This window comes from Paenibacillus rhizovicinus, from assembly GCF_010365285.1.
Taxonomy (GTDB): Bacteria; Bacillota; Bacilli; order Paenibacillales; family Paenibacillaceae; genus Paenibacillus_Z; species Paenibacillus_Z rhizovicinus.
Genome location: NZ_CP048286.1, coordinates 4,688,597 through 4,707,119 on the forward strand (window position 1 = coordinate 4,688,597; position 18,523 = coordinate 4,707,119).

Sequence of the window (18,523 nt, forward strand, 5' to 3'; positions counted from 1 at the left end):
GTTTTCGTCCGCTGGCGCGGACACACTTTACTTTGGGTGTGCTTACTTTGCTTTTTGCCTGAGGTTAGTTGGACGTTAGTCGGTTTGAATTCGCATCTTTCCGATGCTAACGAATCTAGTTGGCGCTATTTGCCCCTAAATACGGTTTTTCACATTTTAACGAATCCCAGCAGCGCTATTTGGTCTTTTGACCCTGCATGCGAGTCGTTTTGCATAAATAAGGCGTGTTGGATTCTTTAGCTTGTTTTTGGCGGCTATTTTGTTGATTTAAGCTGTGTACGGTTCGTTAGAGAGAGAGCATCCCTTGTCGCCCAACCCCTAAAAGCGTTTCACAACCCCCTAAATCCCCCTTTTCTCAAGGGGGACCCCAAGGACTCCGTCCCTGTACCCGGATGTGGCGTGCTTGCTGCTGGGCCTTCTTCGAACTTACGTTTGAGGGGGGCTTGTTTTCGTCCGCTGGCGCGGACACACTTTACTTTGGGTGTGCTTACTTTGCTTTTTGCCTGAAGTTAGTTGCAATTCAAAAGCGTTTCACAACCCCCTAAATCCCCCTTTTCTCAAGGGGGACCCCAAGGACTCCGTCCCTGTACCCGGATGTGGCGTGCCTGCTGCTGGGCCTTCTTCGAACTTACGTTTGAGGGGGGCTCGTTTTCGTCCGCTGGCGCGGACACACTTTATTTAAGGTGTGCTTACTTTACTTTTGCCTGAGGTTAGTTGAACTACCCCTAGGGAATCCGTCCCTGGATCCGGATGTGGCGTGCCTGCCGCTGGGCCTTCTTCGAACTTACGTTTGAGGGCGCTTGTTTTTCGTCCTTTAGCGCGGACATACTTTACTTTAGACGTGCTTGCTTTGCTTTTTGCCTGAAGGTAGTCTTTACCGCTGCACGTTCTTCTCTGGGCCCTTTGGATGCGCGGCGGGCTTGGGTTTGGACGTGACATTCCGATGGAAGTTTGACCCAGTGTCTGGCGGGACGTGTAAATTTCCTATGAAATCGCTTCTGAAAGACTTGAAATCCACCATGGAAATCGGTATTATTAGAAATGGTTATTAGCACTTAACGAGTGTGAGTGCTAACAAGTTGAGCACAACTATTTAAAGGAGGCTATTTTCATGATCAGACCTTTGGGTGAACGCGTATTGATCGAACCAATCGCGAAAGAAGAAACGACTGCAAGCGGCATTTTGCTGCCTGACACGGCGAAAGAAAAACCGCAAGAAGGCAAAGTAATCGCTGTAGGCAGCGGTGCGGTTAAGGACGGCGCTCGCATTGCGCTTGAAGTCAAAGAAGGCGACCGCGTGTTGTTCTCCAAATATGCCGGTACCGAAGTGAAGTACGAAGGCAAAGAGCTTTTGATTATGAAAGAAAGCGACATCCACGCAATTTTGGGCTAAGCCGCAGCGCTTGAGCTCCACATAAATGGCAAGCAAGCCTATACCTAAATCCCATATACCAGGAGGTTATCAACGATGGCGAAAGAGATTAAATTCGGCGAAGACGCTCGTCGCGCAATGCTTCGCGGCGTAGACGCACTGGCTAACGCAGTTAAAGTTACCCTCGGTCCTAAAGGCCGCAACGTGGTGCTGGAGAAGAAATTCGGCAGCCCGCTGATCACGAACGACGGCGTGTCCATCGCGAAAGAAATCGAGCTGGAAGACGCATTCGAAAACATGGGCGCGCAGCTTGTTAAAGAAGTCGCGACCAAAACGAATGACGTTGCCGGCGACGGAACGACGACTGCTACGGTTCTTGCGCAAGCGATGATCCGCGAAGGTCTGAAAAACGTAACTGCAGGCGCTAACCCGATGGTTATCCGCAAAGGCATCGAGAAAGCTGTTCGCGCAGCAATCGAAGAGCTGAAAGTGATCGCGAAACCAATCGAAGGCAAACAATCGATCGCGCAAGTCGCTTCCATCTCGTCCGCTGACGAAGAAGTGGGTTCGCTGATTGCTGAAGCTATGGAAAAAGTCGGCAACGACGGCGTTATCACGGTTGAAGAATCCAAAGGCTTCGTAACGGAGCTTGAAGTGGTTGAAGGCATGCAGTTCGACCGCGGATACCTTTCCCCGTACATGATTACGGACACGGACAAAATGGAAGCTGTTTTGGACAATCCGTTCATCCTGATCACCGACAAGAAGATCTCCAATATCCAAGAGATTCTTCCGGTTCTGGAGAAAGTCGTTCAATCCGGCAAAACATTGCTGATCATCGCGGAAGACGTAGAAGGCGAAGCTTTGGCTACGCTGCTCGTTAACCGTCTGCGCGGCACGTTCACTTGCGTAGCCGTTAAAGCTCCGGGCTTCGGCGACCGCCGCAAAGCGATGCTGGGCGATATCGCTGCTTTGACTGGCGGCCAAGTAATCACGGAAGAGCTGGGCCTTGAGCTCAAAGCTACGACTGTGGATCAACTCGGTTCCGCGCGTCAAATCCGCGTAACGAAAGAAAACACGATCGTTGTCGACGGTGCCGGCGTGAAATCCGATATCGACGTTCGCATCAACCAAATCCGCGCGCAACTTGAAGAAACGACTTCCGACTTCGACCGCGAGAAGCTGCAAGAGCGTCTGGCTAAACTGGCTGGCGGCGTAGCGGTTATCAAAGTCGGCGCAGCGACTGAAACTGAATTGAAAGAGCGCAAGCTCCGCATCGAAGATGCATTGAACTCCACGCGTGCTGCTGTGGAAGAAGGCATCGTATCCGGCGGCGGTACTGCACTCGTGAACGTATATGCGGCAGTAGCGGCTGTAAACGCGACTGGCGACGAGAAAACAGGCGTAAACATCGTGCTTCGCGCGTTGGAAGAACCAGTTCGCACGATCGCGGCTAACGCGGGCCAAGAAGGCTCCGTTATCGTTGAGCGTCTGAAAAAAGAAGCCATCGGCGTAGGCTACAATGCAGCTTCCGGCGAATGGGTGAACATGTTCGAAGCAGGTATCGTTGACCCTGCGAAAGTAACGCGTTCCGCTCTGCAAAACGCTGCTTCCGTTGCGGCAATGTTCCTGACGACTGAGGCTGTCGTAGCCGACAAGCCTGAGGCGAACAAACCAGGCATGCCTGATATGGGCGGCATGGGCGGAATGGGCGGCATGGGCGGCATGATGTAAGAAGCGCCCAAACTTCTTGATTTACAAGGGGTTGAGGTGCCCGAGATACCCTGAGGGGAACTGAAGGGTAACAACGGCAGTAAATCAGAGGCTTCTCGTGAGTTCAGTGAACTCGCGGGCAGCCTCTTTCTTTTTTTGGTTGGGTAACGTGCAGGTAAACGTTTCTTCACAATAAGGGTATAAGAACAATTCCAGGCCGCGCTAATTTCATATCAAATATTTAAATCAAAAAAAATTGATTAATGTAGAAGGCTAATATATAATGTACTTGAATTCATATGTTTTTGAAAAGTTGGTTAATGCTGCGTCGTTACTTCATAAAGTAGGTGATTAAGGTGAAGAAGGAAATACCGGTTAATGGTACAACAGCATCAGCTGTTTCATTCGAAGCATATGAACGGAAATTTAAAGCGTTGGCGGACCAAAAGCGTCTCCAAATCATGTATGAGCTTTGTCAGCGTGGCAATACATGTGTTTGCGATCTAACGGAGATCGTGGATATGCCGCAATCTAAGCTTTCGTACCATTTGAAAATATTATTGGATGCAGGGCTTATAACAAAAGAAACAAAAGGCACTTGGAGTTATTATGAGTTAAACTCCACAGAGATCGGTGCACTGCTTTCAGAGCAGTTGTGCTGTATTTTTAGACCTAGAGACGCGGATTCTTGTTGCTAATTTTTTTGGTCTTATAATCAAAAAAAATTGATTTAAGGAGTGTTATAGATGAAAATGCACGTGGCCATTAATGTAAAAGGCTTGGAACAATCTCTTGAGTTTTATAAAAAGCTATTTCATGCAGAGCCGGCTAAAGTGAAAGAAAACTATGCCAAGTTTGAGCTTGATAATCCTGCCTTGCATTTTTCGTTAAACGTTCGTCCATATGATAATCGAGGTGTTTTAAATCATTTTGGATTCCAAGTACAAAACACTGAAGAGGTGTTGGCAACAAAAGCACGTTTGCAAGAAGCTGGGCTGGTTTCTTTCGATGAAATGCATACAACGTGTTGCTATGCCGTCCAGGATAAAATTTGGGTATCGGACCCGGAAGGCAATCCATGGGAAGTTTTTTACACCAAAGAGGATAGTGAATTTGAAGCGGCGGAAGATCACGTAAGTACCCAACAAGACGTTTGTTGTGTTACACCTGCTCCTCAAAAAGTGGAGCTGACAGATATGCGGATAACAAATAAATGCTGCTAATTAGAAAGGCGCAAACCGCGGACCTTCCAAGAATTCTGTAATTTAGGGGATCAACATGACGATAATAGCGTTTCTTATTTTTCTAATCACTTTAACATTTGTAATTTGGCAGCCAAAGGGGCTTAATATCGGCTGGTCAGCAAGCGGCGGTGCCATTCTTGCTTTGATTGTCGGCGTTGTGGATTTCGCCGACGTCGGCACGGTCACCGGTATCGTGTGGAATGCAACGCTTGCATTTGTGGCCATCATATTGATTTCACTTGTTTTAGATGAGATTGGTTTCTTTGAATGGGCTGCATTGCATATGGCACGACTTGCGAGAGGCAATGGTAAGTTGATGTTTGTTTACGTTGTGCTCCTCGGCGCAGCCGTAGCAGCGTTTTTTGCTAATGACGGTGCTGCGCTTATCTTGACGCCGATTGTACTTGCGATGGTACGCGCGCTTAAATTTGACCAACGGATGATTATGCCGTTCATCATGGCGAGTGGTTTTATTGCAGATACGACTTCGCTGCCGCTAGTGGTCAGTAACCTCGTCAACATTGTATCTGCAGACTATTTTGGAATCGGCTTTGTGGAATACGCCAGTCGGATGATCATTCCGAATATGTTCTCCCTATTGGCAAGCCTTCTGGTCTTATTCCTGTTCTTCCGCAAGAGAATCCCTGGCAATTATGATTTGAAACAACTTAAAAAGCCTGTCGAAGCCATTAAGGATCGGAAGATGTTTCAACTATCATGGATTATCTTAGGGGTTCTTTTCGTTGCGTATCTGGTCAGCCAGTTCATCCATGTTCCGGTTTCATTCATTGCTGGTGTGGTTGCGATTTGGTTTATACTTGCTGCGCGGCGCAGCCCAGCCATTCATACATGGAAGCTCGTAAAGGGGGCGCCATGGGCTGTGGTGATCTTTTCGATCGGTATGTATGTTGTTGTATATGGGCTGCGTAACGTTGGTCTCACCGACGAGCTGGGGAGTGTAATTCAAGCCGTAGCCGACAAAGGACTATTCATTTCCACGATCGGAATGGGTTTCCTTGCAGCGATATTGTCTTCGATTATGAACAATATGCCAACGGTTATGATAGATGCTCTCGCCATTAAAGGAACGGCGACTGAAGGCGCCATTCGAGAATCGCTTGTTTACGCGAATGTAATCGGCAGTGATTTGGGTCCGAAGATAACACCGATTGGTTCATTGGCAACTCTTTTATGGCTGCACGTGCTGTCGCGTAAGGACGTCAAAATCACATGGGGTAACTATTTTAAAACAGGCGTCATACTGACAGTTCCGACGCTCTTTATTACGCTTACTGGACTATATCTATGGCTGCAGTTAATCAACTCGACAAGTATTAACGTTTGGATTTTAATCGCTGTGTTCGCGGTTGTTATAATCGCTGCAGCCGTACTGATTAAAGCCATTTTCGGTACCAAAAGAGAACGTAATGAAGCAGTGGTACGAATTAAACAATTTCACGATAAGGGAGACCAATAAAGATGAACAACAAGGCGCTCGTTTACTTTCTATGCACAGGAAACTCTTGCAGAAGCCAAATTGCCGATGGATTTTTAAAAGCGCTCGGCAGTGATAAATATGAGGTTAGAAGCGCAGGACTTGAAGCTCATGGCTTAAACCCACGCGCAGTTCAAACAATGAACGAAGCCGGCATCGATATTTCAAATCACACGTCGGACGTCATTGATCCTGAAATTTTAAAGCAGGCGGATTACATCATCACACTTTGCGGGCATGCAAATGATAACTGCCCGGTTGTTCATAATGAAAAGGCAGAAAGATGGCACTGGGGCTTTGAAGATCCAGCTAAAGCAACAGGCACAGAAGAAGAAATCACTGCAAAATTCCGTGAAGTTCGCGATTCCATAAAAAATCGTATTGAGCAGTTTGTGAGAGGGTAGGCCTCGGTTTGATCGCGCTGCTTATCGCCGGCAGAGCTAACATCCATATATTCCTTGCGAAAAAGACTTGTAAAGTCCAAATCGCGGGTATATAATTTCTCCTTGTCACGCGTTACCAGACGAAAGGAATTTCCGTACCAACGATGATCTTGCCGGACGACGATGTTACATAGTGTCTAGTGACAGGCCTGATGGCGCGGAATATAATGAATGTCGTGACCGAAATCGATTACGCATAGAGGTGACTGCAACCGTTGGATTTGAGGGAAACGGAGTTGTACTTGGAGCGCACTTTCAACAGGGGCAGGAAAGAAATATCGGGGCGAGGTCCGCTGTCCACGAAGGTTCGTATCGTAGACGATGTGATCTTCGTCAAGATGAAGATGGAATATTCCGGACTATCGTTGAGGCTGTTTCGATTCGTTTCGGAATGCAAGCAGGAAGATCAGTACTACGATTCGGTACGTGATGATTCCCGAGTGATCGCGGCAAAGATATTAAGCACGATCTGCGATTTGCAAATTCTAGCGATGCATTTCAAAATAGATATCGATAACCGATTCTCGTTCACGACAATCATTTTGGACGGGGACCTGGAAAATTTAATAGTAAACGGGAAAGTCATGAAGCCAGATTAATGCGGAATGAATACCCGACTATATGTTAAGGTGATTGAATAGGCCACAACAAATGCTTAATCGAAACCAATGAACATGAACCACGCCGGCGCAAGCGCTGGCGGGCGGTTTTTGTTGATTGGTTTTTTTTATGCGCGGAGGGAAGCAAGGTGATGGATTTTCAAGGAAACGAGTTTATCTTTATAGTAACGAACGCCATTGGGGGATTAGGCACGTATGCGATTATGCTCAGCCTGTTCCGCTTGAATTTCCGAAAACATCTGTGGTCGGTCACGAGGGCGAATGTGATCATCAGCATCGTCACGCTATTCCTGTACAAGGGCTTCGGATTTGCCGCACTCGAGCCGCTTGCTTGGCTGCTATTGACATTGTTCTTCCTGGTCAAACGGATGAGCATCAGATTGACCTGGGCGTTGTTTATTGCCATCCTCGGCTACGTGGTTTATCAGCTCCTCGCCGGTGCAATCGTCTTTGGGTGGCCGGGCGGCTACTTCAATGTCCAGCAGCTGCATGCTCACTTCTGGAAGAACTATATCGTCGATGCGATGTCGGGGCTGTTGTCCATATGGCTGGCAACGCTGTTGATCCGACGCCAATGGAGCTTTAACTTCGAGTTTGCAAAGGTACGCCCGTGGGAGAGCGTCCTGGTATTCGCCGGAGCTCTTTGCTTGCTTGGTACGATGGCCTGGATCATTGTGATGTGGGAGGTACACTGGATCGCGATTTGCGGATGGGGCGTCTTTATACTCGGCCTTGGGGTGCACCTGGCCTTCGCAACGCGGGAAGAGCTGCGGCAGAACTCGTTAATGCAATCCGGCATGTGGTGGCTCAAGAAGGACAAGCCCGTTGAGAGAGGTAAATCGTGATGCAAACCCTGAAAACTTTACAAACAACGACAGGCATTCGGACGCGGCCTTGGAAATAGGGGGGACAATATGGCACAGATGACGCCAAAGGGCCAAGCAATCCCCATGACGTATAACGATCGGCTGCTTGAATTGGTGCTTCTTGACGGCGGTAAAGTGGTGCAGTTACTTGGGCCGGGCGGTGTCGTATTGGATACTCTCAAAGCGCCGCTATTCGAAAAAGCCACGCTGATGAACAAGTACGAACATACCCGGTTTATCAAAGCCGAGCGCAACAAATTCTTTAACGCTGCCGAAGTGGATCATTACGATACTTCGATTATCCCGGTCAGGGCCTACTTCAACGAAGAAGAAGACGAGAATTTTACAGAAATTCCCGAAAATACATACAGGAAACTAAAGAAGACTGGCGTAATAGATTAAGAGCTGCGCAATTGAAAAATGGCAGCTCTATTTTTATACGCGAATGCGCATTGCAGATGGTTTGTCAAGATACGTCAGCCCGGTTGACGTACATTCACGAGAAGGCGATTATATTGCATAATTCATATGTATAGGATTGCCAATACCCGTCCGTCTAGTTGAGCGTAACGGACAGGAGTGAATGTACACAGAACATTTTGAGGAGACATCCATGGATACGTATCTTGAATTGATCGGCACCTCGGGGCATGAAGGCGCGGAGCTGACGAAAGCCGTCACGATCGCGGCGGTGATCGCCGGTCTTGGCAACGACGAAGCCAAGACGGTTATTGAGATTGCAAACGATTGGCATATGGCCGGCGGGAACTACGTGGAAATCATTCTCAAGACGATTGCCGATCTGGAGCCGCTGTGTTTCACCGAAGCCTCGCAGCGAGCGATGAAGGAGCTTTACCGGGTCACGGTTAACCGACTGCGGGGAAGATGCGTCGCTGGCTGATCGAAATGGGCTGTAAGCTGCGGAGAACAAGCGAATATGAAGATAAAGGTGATATCGCTATGGTGAACACGGTCCTGTATAAAATGCTGCTTCCCTTCATGATCGTAATTATTTCTTTTTCGTCTATCTATTTGGATCGGACGGACCACGCCTTCATAATGGTCGCGACGGGGATCGTGATGTTCTTCGCCTTTAACGCCAAGCAGAGCAGCCACAAGTCGATTTATTTGCAAATGGCCGCATTACTCCTATTTCATTGGCTAAGCCAGCTTAATTGGTGCTTAATGATCTATGTGATGCTGCTTATAAGACAACTCATACGCAGCGATAATTTAATACGTGCGATCATCAGCACGTTTTTTATTATGATCCTTTACAGTGTGATACGTTTCTCTTATTCCCCGATCAATGACTACGCCATTCTAGTTACGTTCTCCGACAGCGCCAGCGCGCTTATATTCGTCGCGCTGATCTGGAAAATAAAAAGCAATGAACAAGAGAAAGAGAAGCTGGAGAAAAAGAACAATGAGCTGTTGAAAAAAGACGTACTTACGGGACTGCTCAACTACCATGAATTTCGGAAAGAACTCATCCGAATGAATGCGCGCAGCGAGATTTGTTTCATCATCTTGAACTGCCAGGATTTGAGGTCTGTTAATTTTCAACATGGGTATGAGCAGGCGAACATGGGTCTGAAAGAGATCGCCAGAGAGCTGGATACCCGCTTCAGCTCTTCGTTGGTATGCCGTTACGGCGGGAGCGAATTCGCTATCGCGATGGAGATAGGCAATGAACGGACACCTGAAGTTCGCGCCATACAAGCGGTGGATGATATCATACTTCACTATCCCAATTTAGATCTTATTTATGCGTATGCCTGTTCGAACGGACGCGCGCCGAGCGAAACGATCGAGGATGTCGAAAATCAGCTTTTCATGCAAAAGAAAGAAATTTGGGTTAATCGCGATGAACATATCTTTCGTGCCGATAAACTAAAGGTTATCGGGGAGCTCGCGGCTGGCATGGCCCATGAGATCCGGAACCCGCTGACAACCATCAAAGGCTTCCTCCAATTGGCTTATCAGAACGAATATAAGGACATCGTTCGCTATCACCCCATGATCATGGATGAAATCACGCGGGTCAGCGAGCTCACCTCCGAGTTCTTGCAATTCTCCAAGCCGAATCTGTCGCAAGTGAAAACGGAAGCGATCGAAGCTTGCATCGCAAGGGCAGTCTCGATAATGGGGACGGAAATCGAGCGGAAAGGTCACGAGCTCCATGTCGAATATGCCGGACATTCTTTCTCCGTGAACGTCGAGAGAGACAAAATCGTACAAGTCCTCGTAAACTTATTCAAGAATTCAATCGATGCGATGGAGGATCTCGGGAGAATTGGCGTAAAGGTCTATGGTATCGATAAGCTCGTATACATAGAGGTATCCGACACGGGAACAGGGATGTCCGATGCGGCAAAAGATAAAATTTTCGAACCGTTCTTTACGACGAAGGGCCATGGCACGGGGCTTGGACTGTCCATATCGCATAAGATTATCCATGATCATGGCGGACGAATGGAAGTCGTGAAGACGGGTCCGACGGGAACCGTATTCTCCATCTCCCTTCCTATTGCTCCTGAGCCGGAATGATCGAATCCTAATCGATGTCGCGTTATGCATCCGGCAGCCGGTATTTCTGAGGAGCATCCACGGGCCGGTTTTTTCCCGCGCAAAGAAAGATGAAAACCCCCGATTTTCCTATTCGATGTCAAGGCTCGGATTCATCCTGTCCGGCGCTGGAGAAGTGCATGCGTTCTTCAACGCGCGGGAAATCGCACCCGGCCCCCTTTCTTTTGATTCATGTCACGCTACCCCTGGGTAACATCAAAGTACATGGCAAACAAGTCCTTCATACCCACTTTCCGCCATGCCAATAGGCGATTTGAATCAATCCGCACCTTAGACATGACTTCCGCTTCGTTGAGCTTAAATACGCCTCGCTTGGCCCTGCATCAGCTGGAACGGTTTGCCTCACCTACCCATCCTAAGGAGCGTGACGAATTTGAAGACGAAAAAGTTGATCCTCCCCCTGCTCGCACTATCACTGATGACACCTGCCCTGGTAAACGCTGACGCCTTGCCGAACGAACCGACGGCGCCGACGGTTATCGCGGCGGACAAGCCGGTCGTTCCGATGAGTTTATACACGGTGAAGCTGAAGGTGAACGATCCCATGCTGAACAATAACGGCCGCATGGTCAAGATGGACACGAAGCCGATGCTCTGGAAGGGCATGGTATACGTGCCGCTGCGCGCGCTCGCAGAGGGTGTCGGCGCGAAGGTCGCGTGGAACGCAGCGGACGGATCGACGATCGTCTGGGCCGGGACGTACAAGATGAAATTCTGGGTCGGACGGAACGCGATGGAGATTAACGACGCGAAGATCTCCATGGGCTCGAAGGTCATGCTGAACGAGGACGGCCGCGTCATGGTGCCGCTGCGGTTCGTGGCGGATCAGCTCGGCTGGCAGCTCGATTACAGCGAGCTTGACTGGAGCGTAACGCTGACGAAATTGGTCAGCCAATCATAGAAGCCAAGACTACTTCTTTCCACAAGAAGTAGTCTTTTTTTATCCCTTTAACATTCTTATAGGATCGAACGCAGGGTTGGGGCTAATCTGCATTTTCCCCGCGGTTTGCTAACGATTCATTGCGGAGACAATAGAGGATAGGGGAGGAATGCCATCCTATGCTCTTTTCTGCATGGAAGCCCATGATCGTGAGTGAGGGGAAGGAGGCCTTCGACGATGAAGACTACCTCTTCGAGCCCAAGTATGACGGCTGGCGCATGCTCATTCATAAGCATAACGAACGCATCGAAGCCTACACCCGCTACGGAGCGCTGGTTACAGCCAAGTTTCCCGAATTGAAGGAGGCGGCAGCCGCGATCAAGGCCGACACGGCTATTTTGGATTGCGAAGGGATCTGCATGCGCGGGGGACGGCCCGTGTTCGACGATTTTGCGTATCGCGGGAGGCTGAGCCTGGCTTCAAGAATCGCCCAAGCGGCCCGTACGCATCCGGCGACTTTCGTCGTGTTCGATCTTCTCTATACGGATCGCGCGCATTTACATGAACCATTAACGCAGCGAAAAGAACGTTTAACCGATGTCGTGAGCGATTCGCCCGTTCTCACGAAAACCATGTTTGTCGACGGGAAGGGCAAGGCGCTGTTCGCGATGACGAAGGAGAAAGGCATGGAAGGCATTGTCGCGAAACGAAAGGATTCTGCCTATCGCTTGAATCAGACATCGCCGGATTGGCTGAAAATCAAGCATTTCAAGACCATCGACACGATTATTTTGGGCTATCGGACAGAACCTTTCGCGCTGGTCTTGGGACTTCACTTCAGGACGGTGACGAACAAGCCGGTAGGAACCGTAGAAAAAGGCATCACGCCTGAAGAAAAACAAACTTTCCTGGCAATCGCGCAAAGGCTCCATACTGTAGAGGACCAGCGAACGCAGTGGATCGAGCCGCGCTTGTGCTGCCGAATCGAATATCAGGACCGAACGGACATGCATCAGCTGCATGGAACGAATTTCCTGGGGTTCCTGCCAGATCGCAAGCCGGAGAATTGCGTCTGGGCTTATGATTAAATGAATGAAGCGAGCCTAGTCGGTAAAACAAGGATCAAGATATCTTGCAAGATAAAACTGCCAGTCGTCGGTAATCACCGCGGCTGGCTTTTTCTTTGCTGCCGATGGGACTGCTAGGCATCTGGACGTTGATGGGCATCCCGTGCGGAAAGGATGAATTTTCATAAAACGGAAGGATTCCGCGCCTTAAGGATGAATTGTTTATACGAGTACGCAGATGAAAGGTGAGTGTCATGCAGAAGATGAAAATCGGCATTATTGGTTGCGGCATGATCAGTGGTATTTATCTGGAGAACTGTACCAAGTCATTCGCCATCCTGGAAGTTGTCGCGGTCGCGGACCTGGTGATCGACCTGGCCAAGAAGCGGGCGGAGGAATTCGGGATTCCGAAAGCGTGCACGCCTGAGGAATTGCTGGCCGATCCCGAGATTGAACTTGTCGTGAATTTAACGGCGCCACAGGCGCATACGGAAGTGAACTTGCAAATCCTGCAGGCGGGCAAGCATGTGTATGCGGAGAAGCCTTTTGCATTGAATCGGGCGGACGCGGATCGCGTACTGGCGCTGGCGAAGGAAAAGGGCCTTCGGGTCGGCAGCGCGCCGGATACGTTCTTCGGCGCGGGGCTGCAAACGAGCCGGAAAATCATCGAAGACGGCTGGATCGGCACGCCATATGCGGCGAGCGGCTTGATCCTGATGGGCAATTCGTTCGACGCGATGCGTCCGAACTTCGATAACTTCTTGCAGTTCGGCTGGGACCCGCTGTTCGATATGGCGCCTTATTATTTAACCGCTTTCATCCATCTGCTCGGTCCGGTGAGAAGCGTCAGCGGCTCGGCCGGCAACGTACGCACGGAGCATACGGTGACCAATCCGTTCTCGCCGAGATACGGAGATACGGTTCCGATCGGCGCGCCGCTGCATGTGACGGCGATGCTCGAATTCGAGAACGGCGCAACGGCCAGCCTGCAGGCGGCCAAAGAAAGCTTCGGCTATACGCCGCGCCTCGAAATTTACGGGACGGAAGGCATTCTGCACGTACCGGACCCGAATATGTTCGACGGGGCCATTACGCTCCAGCAGCGGAACGGACAGACGCAATCGTTCCCGTATTCGCATGATTTCGCGAAGAACAGCCGCGGCGTCGGCATCGCCGATATGGCGTATGCGATCCGCTCGGGCAGACAGCATCGCGCAAGCGGCGAGCTGGCCAGCCACGTGCTCGATATTCAGCTGGGCATTCTCGCCTCGTCCCAAGAAGGCCGCCATATCCCGATCGAAGCGAGCTGCGAACAACCGGCAGCGCTGCCGTTGGGTTTGAAATATAACGCGTTGGATTAAGCTGATTGGTTTGCGTTTCCCGACGAAGGTCGGGAAATGCAGCATTCAGCTACTTCGGAAGCATAGGCAGGCGATTGGTTTGCGTTTCCCGACGAAGGTCGGGAAATGCAGCATTCAGCTACTTCGGAAGCATAGGCAGCTGATTGGTTTGCGTTGCCCGACGAAGGTCGGGGAATGCAGCATTCAGAGGCTAACGAATCATAGCGTTCTTATTTGGTCGAATAGACATGGAAAATCAATCTAACGAATCTCAGCGGCCTTATGCGAATCAAAACACGAAGAAATAGGCGAAAAAGCGAGTTATCGCTAGCGATAGCGCTCATAGGATTCGTTAGAAACCCGAAATGAGGTATTTGGGTCGAATAAGGTTTATTCGATTCGTTAGCCAGGTGCTCCAGTTGCTCCAGGTGCTCCAGGTGCTCCAGGTGCTCCGGCCCACTGAACGTAATAGCATTAGCCATTCGTATTAGCAACGGCAATACGACATTCGCCGACATCGCAAGCACAGGCCAAGCACGGCCTCAATCCCACTCCAGAAAGGTTGAGAGAACGATGAGATTTCCGATTGCACTGCAGCCCTATACGATTCGCGAGGAACTGAAACAGGATTTTCTGGGCAGCTATACGAAGGTTGCCGAAATCGGCTATCAAGCCGTCGAAGCGGGTCCGCCGCCGGAAGGCGTGACGATCGAAGAAATGAAAGCGCATTTCGACCGGATCGGCCTTCAAGTCGTAGGCTGCCATACCGGCCTGGATCAGCTTACGAACGGCCTGGATCAGCTGGTCGATTATCTGAATCTGTTCGGCGCGCGCTATGTCGCGATGTCCTACCGGTTCGATTCCCGCGAGGCTGTGCTGGAAGCGGCCAAAACGTTCAATAGCGTCGGCGCCGCCTGCCGCGAGCGGGGCATTCAATTCCTCTACCACAATCATGACTGGGAGTTCCAGCAGTTCGACGGCGAGTCCGCGCTTGATATTTTGCTCGGCGCTACCGATCCTCAGCTGGTGAAGCTGGAGCTGGACGTCTATTGGGCGCAGAAAGGCGGCGTTGACCCCGTGGCTTACTTGCGCAAGCTGAAGGGGCGCTGTCCGCTGCTGCACGTGAAGGATATGGAGCCGGGAGACGAGCGCTTCTTCGCGGAAGTCGGAGAAGGCGTGCTCGATTTCGAAGCGATTCTTGCCGTTGCCGAGGAGATCGGCACGGAATGGCTCGTGGTCGAGCAGGATGCCTGCCGCCGTTCGCCGTTCGAGAGCATTGCCATCAGCTACAATAACTTAAGCAAAATGGGGGTCGTCGCAAAATGAGCGGAACCATCAAAGTCGGCCTAATCGGATACGGCTTTGCGGGAAGCGCCTTCCACGCGCCTATAATTACGTCGGTTCCGGGCCTGGAGCTGACCAAAGTCGTCGAACGCAGAAGCGATAAATCCAAGGAGCGGTATCCGTGGGTGGAAGTCGTGCGGGACGCACGGGATCTCTACGCGGACGACGCGATCGATCTGGTCGTGGTGACGACGCCGAGCACGGATCACTACGCCTTCGTCAAAGACGCGCTGCTTGCGGGCAAGCATGTCGTCGTCGAGAAGCCGTTCACGCCTTCTTCCGCCGAAGCGGACGAGCTCATCGCCCTCGCGAAGAAACAAGGCAAAGTGCTCACGGTCTATCACAACCGCCGTTTCGACGGCGATTTCCTGACGCTGCGCGAAATCCTTGATCAGGATTTGCTGGGCGAAGTGAAGGAAGCGGAGTTCCACTGGGACGGCTTCGCGCCGGTCCTGCGTTCGACCAACTGGCGCGAAGGAAGTGAGCCGGGAACGGGCGTGTTTTATGATCTGGGCGTTCATTTCCTGGATCAGGCGGTCAAGCTGTTCGGCATTCCTGCCACGATTTCCGGCGATATCCGAAAGCAGCGCGGCGGCGAAGCGCATGACTACTTCGACGTGACGCTCCAATACGGCAGCGGGCTGAAGGTGCGTCTGAAGTCGTCCAAATTCGTGCGGGAATCGTTCCCTCGTTATTCCTTGCACGGTACGAAAGGATCGTTCGTGAAATACGGCGTCGATCCGCAGGAAGCGGCATTGATCGCAGGAACGCAGCCATCGGCCGTGCGCAATTGGGGCAAAGAGCCGAAGGAGCTGTGGGGCAAAATCAACGCTTCCGTCGGCGGCTTGCACGTGGAAGGCGTTATCGAGACGATCGCGGGCTCCTATGTGGACTATTACCGGAACGTGATGGAACATATCAACGGGCAAGCGGAATTGGAAGTGAAGCCGGAAGAGGCAAGACTGGCGATTCAACTGATCGAGCTGGCGCTGCAGAGCAGCGACGAAGGCCGGGCATTGCCGGTCCCATTCGCCGAAGCGGCGCCGATTGCCTGAGGAATCAGAGTAACAGAGAATAGGATGCTAGAGAAACAGAATGCTAGAATAATAGATTGCTAGAAGATCAAAGTAACAGAGTTACAGAGAAGGAGAGAATGAACATGTTCCCATTTAAAGCGTCGCTCAATGCGTCGACCTTGTTTCCGTTCAAGTTGAACGTGCTGGAACAAGTGCGCATCGCGGCAGAGGCCGGTTATGAAGGTATTGAGCTGTGGGTAGGCGATATTGAAGCTTACCTCCAAGCTGGAGGCACGACCGGCGAATTGCGAGGAAGCTTGGAGCGCGCGGGCATCGCGCTGGCGAACGCCATTGCGTTCTTCAAGTGGGCGGACCGTGACGAAGCCGTTCGCGAGGAAGGCTTCGCGCAAGCCGAACGCGAGATGCGCATGCTGGCGGAGCTCGGCTGCGCCGCAGTGGCAGCGCCGCCTTTCGGCGATGTAGCGGATGTATCGCTTGCCGATATGGGACGCCACTTTGCTCGCCTGTCGGAACTGGGGCGCACCGTCGGTATCGATGTGTACCTGGAATTCTGGGGACGCGCGCGCACGCTGTCGCGGGTGGACGAAGCGCTCACCGTGAAGCGGGAAAGCGGCGTCGAAGGCGCAAAGCTGCTCCTGGATCCGTTTCATATGTACACGGGCGGAAGCACGGTCGAGGATTTGAAGCAGGTAAGCGGAGACAGCATAGGGATCTTCCACGTGAACGACTATCCGGCGGATCCTCCGCAGGCAGTCATTACCGACGCAGATCGTGTATTCCCGGGCGAAGGCGTCGCGCCAACGGCGGCCATCGCGCGGCAGCTGTACGCTTCCGGATACCGCGGCTTCCTGTCGCTGGAACTCTTCATCACCGACTTTGGCGGCATGACGGCGGAGGAAGTGGCGGCCAAAGGGCTGGCGGATCTGAAGGCAGCCTATCAAGTAGAGCAGCCATAAGCGCTATTAGCAGTCGGCATCTATTGCCGGCTGCTTTTCTTTTGCGTATAATTGCGATTTTGCCTAAAGGATGCAGGAGCTGAAAACGCAACTTTTTCCACCTGTTCATAGTCTTATTGTTAGCGTTTCCGTTGAGGAGGAACAGGATGAACATAAGAATGCTGATGCCAATAGCGATGTTGGCGTTGCCGCTTTGCTTGGCCGGATGCAGCGGGGCTGCTCCTTCTGATGATCCGAACACCATTGCGTGGCAAGGGAAAGGCGTTCATTGGGAGTACGGTATCAAGCTTGTCCATAAACCGAACGATCAAGTGACGTTCATCTCGCATGGGCAAAATCCCGCTAAGCCCTGTGAGGCACCGGACTATGCCGTGGAAATCAGCGAAGGCTTCATCTATACAGGTAAGGACAGGCGGGAGATTACCTCATTCGAGGTAGCCATGAACGGGATCCCCTCCTTCTTGCCGACAGTTTCCACGATGTCGCAGGGCGGATTGAATGGGCTGGAGCAAGGAGCGGCGTACGGCGGCATGTCGCAAAATGAATGTTTTACGAAGGCGCAATGGGAGCATATGCGGCAGGATACGTCCAACACCTATACGATTTCGGTAAAGGCGCTCCCGAGCGACGATTTGCAAGAAACGTTCTCGCTTCAAACAGCGAATTAAGATCGAGGAGTGAAAGGCGCTCGTGGATGACAATATGAACATCTTGCCATTGATTGGCTTAATTTCAACAGGTGCCGAAAGCTTCGTCAGAGAAGCGCTTGCCAGTCAGCGGGTCTCCATTGATTTTTTTGAGAATTCGGCGCTGAACCATGGTATATTCTGTGTGGCGGAACATCCGGAGTGCGTGATCGCATACGCTGCTTTTCGGAAGTACAGTGATCCGGATTCCTTATGCGAAGCGATGCGGGAACGAATGCGTCCGTACTTGCATAATGCCGATGAGACCAGAGAAATCTGCTTCAATGTCTATGGCAGAAACAGCGAAATCATCGCGTTCGCGAGAGAACTCGGGTTTGCATCGGATATGGAGGGCTACGAGCTGAAGCTCGAGCGGTCCGAACCGTCCGAATCGTCCGAACTGTCCGAGCACGCTCCATCCGCAGCGGAACTCGTGGAGCGCGGATTCACGTCGGAGATGCTGGAATCGTTCATTCATTTGTTCGAGAGGGCGTATGCGGCGTTAAATGAAGCGAACGGCTGGCCGACGGACGGGTTCCGAAGTCAGCCCGGATCCTTTCTGCAGCGTCTGCATAGCCGGGAACAGGCTGGACAGGTGCGATCCTTTTGGCTGGGAGGTCGGCTAGTCGGCGCTTATGTGATCGCAGGCACGCATATTCGTGATTTGGTCATCGATCCCGCCTATCAGAACCGCGGGTTTGGAAGGATTTTGTTGAACAGTTGCATCAACCGCATGAGCAGCGTGCCGGGACAGGAGACGATTCTGCTGCGCGTGGCCAAGTCGAATGCCGGGGCCAAGCGATTTTATGAGCGGAACCGTTTCACCGAACAGGCATGCTTTGCTGAACATACATTTCGGAAGGGAGGATGA

General features: G+C 51.3%; 19 protein-coding genes. All 19 read left to right on the forward strand.

Translation table 11 applies throughout. The annotated features are described in order from the left end of the window. The first annotated feature begins 1,111 nt into the window (after positions 1–1,111). The 19 genes from groES (at position 1,112) to GZH47_RS21100 (ending at position 18,523) form a co-directional block, all read left to right on the forward strand. Positions 1,112–1,393: a co-chaperone GroES gene (gene groES, locus GZH47_RS21010; RefSeq protein ID WP_090644098.1), complete on the forward strand. Its 282-nt coding sequence runs from the start codon at positions 1,112–1,114 to the stop codon at positions 1,391–1,393. A 75-nt stretch (positions 1,394–1,468) separates the two neighbouring features. Beyond that, positions 1,469–3,106 carry a chaperonin GroEL gene (gene groL / locus GZH47_RS21015; RefSeq protein ID WP_162642945.1) on the forward strand — a complete coding sequence of 546 codons (1,638 nt, stop codon included), beginning with the start codon at positions 1,469–1,471 and terminating at the stop codon, positions 3,104–3,106. A 335-nt stretch (positions 3,107–3,441) separates the two neighbouring features. Next, positions 3,442–3,783 carry an ArsR/SmtB family transcription factor gene (locus tag GZH47_RS21020; protein WP_318653376.1) on the forward strand — a complete coding sequence of 114 codons (342 nt, stop codon included), beginning with the start codon at positions 3,442–3,444 and terminating at the stop codon, positions 3,781–3,783. 48 nt (positions 3,784–3,831) lie between these two features. Continuing rightward, positions 3,832–4,308 carry an ArsI/CadI family heavy metal resistance metalloenzyme gene (locus GZH47_RS21025; RefSeq protein ID WP_162642947.1) on the forward strand — a complete coding sequence of 159 codons (477 nt, stop codon included), beginning with the start codon at positions 3,832–3,834 and terminating at the stop codon, positions 4,306–4,308. 55 nt (positions 4,309–4,363) lie between these two features. Next, complete coding sequence (locus GZH47_RS21030; RefSeq protein ID WP_162642948.1) at positions 4,364–5,806, forward strand: arsenic transporter; 1,443 nt, start codon at positions 4,364–4,366, stop codon at positions 5,804–5,806. Positions 5,807–5,808: 2 nt separating this feature from the next. Continuing rightward, positions 5,809–6,228, forward strand: coding sequence for an arsenate reductase (thioredoxin) (gene arsC, locus GZH47_RS21035; RefSeq protein ID WP_162642949.1), 420 nt, complete (start codon positions 5,809–5,811; stop codon positions 6,226–6,228). Positions 6,229–6,482: 254 nt separating this feature from the next. Next, positions 6,483–6,866, forward strand: coding sequence for a Na-translocating system protein MpsC family protein (locus GZH47_RS21040; RefSeq protein ID WP_162642951.1), 384 nt, complete (start codon positions 6,483–6,485; stop codon positions 6,864–6,866). 152 nt (positions 6,867–7,018) lie between these two features. After that, positions 7,019–7,732: a hypothetical protein gene (locus GZH47_RS21045; RefSeq protein ID WP_162642952.1), complete on the forward strand. Its 714-nt coding sequence runs from the start codon at positions 7,019–7,021 to the stop codon at positions 7,730–7,732. A gap of 69 nt (positions 7,733–7,801) precedes the next feature. Then, the gene (locus GZH47_RS21050) at positions 7,802–8,155 is read left to right on the forward strand and encodes a hypothetical protein (RefSeq protein WP_162642953.1); all 354 of its coding nucleotides are present in this window, start codon (positions 7,802–7,804) and stop codon (positions 8,153–8,155) included. Between the two features lie 211 nt (positions 8,156–8,366). Then, positions 8,367–8,654, forward strand: a complete 288-nt coding sequence (locus GZH47_RS21055; RefSeq protein ID WP_162642954.1) for a hypothetical protein — start codon at positions 8,367–8,369, stop codon at positions 8,652–8,654. A 59-nt stretch (positions 8,655–8,713) separates the two neighbouring features. Next, positions 8,714–10,303, forward strand: a complete 1,590-nt coding sequence (locus GZH47_RS21060) for an ATP-binding protein (protein WP_162642959.1) — start codon at positions 8,714–8,716, stop codon at positions 10,301–10,303. A 412-nt stretch (positions 10,304–10,715) separates the two neighbouring features. Continuing rightward, entirely contained in the window at positions 10,716–11,243 is a 528-nt protein-coding gene (locus GZH47_RS21065) for a copper amine oxidase N-terminal domain-containing protein (protein ID WP_162642962.1), read from the forward strand. Between the two features lie 158 nt (positions 11,244–11,401). Then, complete coding sequence (locus GZH47_RS21070; RefSeq protein ID WP_162642964.1) at positions 11,402–12,310, forward strand: ATP-dependent DNA ligase; 909 nt, start codon at positions 11,402–11,404, stop codon at positions 12,308–12,310. Positions 12,311–12,543: 233 nt separating this feature from the next. After that, complete coding sequence (locus GZH47_RS21075) at positions 12,544–13,650, forward strand: Gfo/Idh/MocA family protein (RefSeq protein WP_162642967.1); 1,107 nt, start codon at positions 12,544–12,546, stop codon at positions 13,648–13,650. 552 nt (positions 13,651–14,202) lie between these two features. Further along, positions 14,203–14,955 carry a sugar phosphate isomerase/epimerase family protein gene (locus GZH47_RS21080; RefSeq protein ID WP_162642969.1) on the forward strand — a complete coding sequence of 251 codons (753 nt, stop codon included), beginning with the start codon at positions 14,203–14,205 and terminating at the stop codon, positions 14,953–14,955. Then, complete coding sequence (locus GZH47_RS21085; RefSeq protein WP_162642971.1) at positions 14,952–16,028, forward strand: oxidoreductase; 1,077 nt, start codon at positions 14,952–14,954, stop codon at positions 16,026–16,028. The genes GZH47_RS21080 and GZH47_RS21085 overlap by 4 nt, the downstream gene beginning before the upstream one ends. Positions 16,029–16,132: 104 nt before the next feature. Beyond that, complete coding sequence (locus GZH47_RS21090) at positions 16,133–16,966, forward strand: sugar phosphate isomerase/epimerase family protein (protein ID WP_162642974.1); 834 nt, start codon at positions 16,133–16,135, stop codon at positions 16,964–16,966. A gap of 146 nt (positions 16,967–17,112) precedes the next feature. Continuing rightward, on the forward strand, positions 17,113–17,634 hold the full coding sequence (locus tag GZH47_RS21095) for a hypothetical protein (protein WP_162642976.1): 522 nt from the start codon (positions 17,113–17,115) through the stop codon (positions 17,632–17,634). A 22-nt stretch (positions 17,635–17,656) separates the two neighbouring features. Then, positions 17,657–18,523 carry a GNAT family N-acetyltransferase gene (locus GZH47_RS21100; protein WP_162642978.1) on the forward strand — a complete coding sequence of 289 codons (867 nt, stop codon included), beginning with the start codon at positions 17,657–17,659 and terminating at the stop codon, positions 18,521–18,523.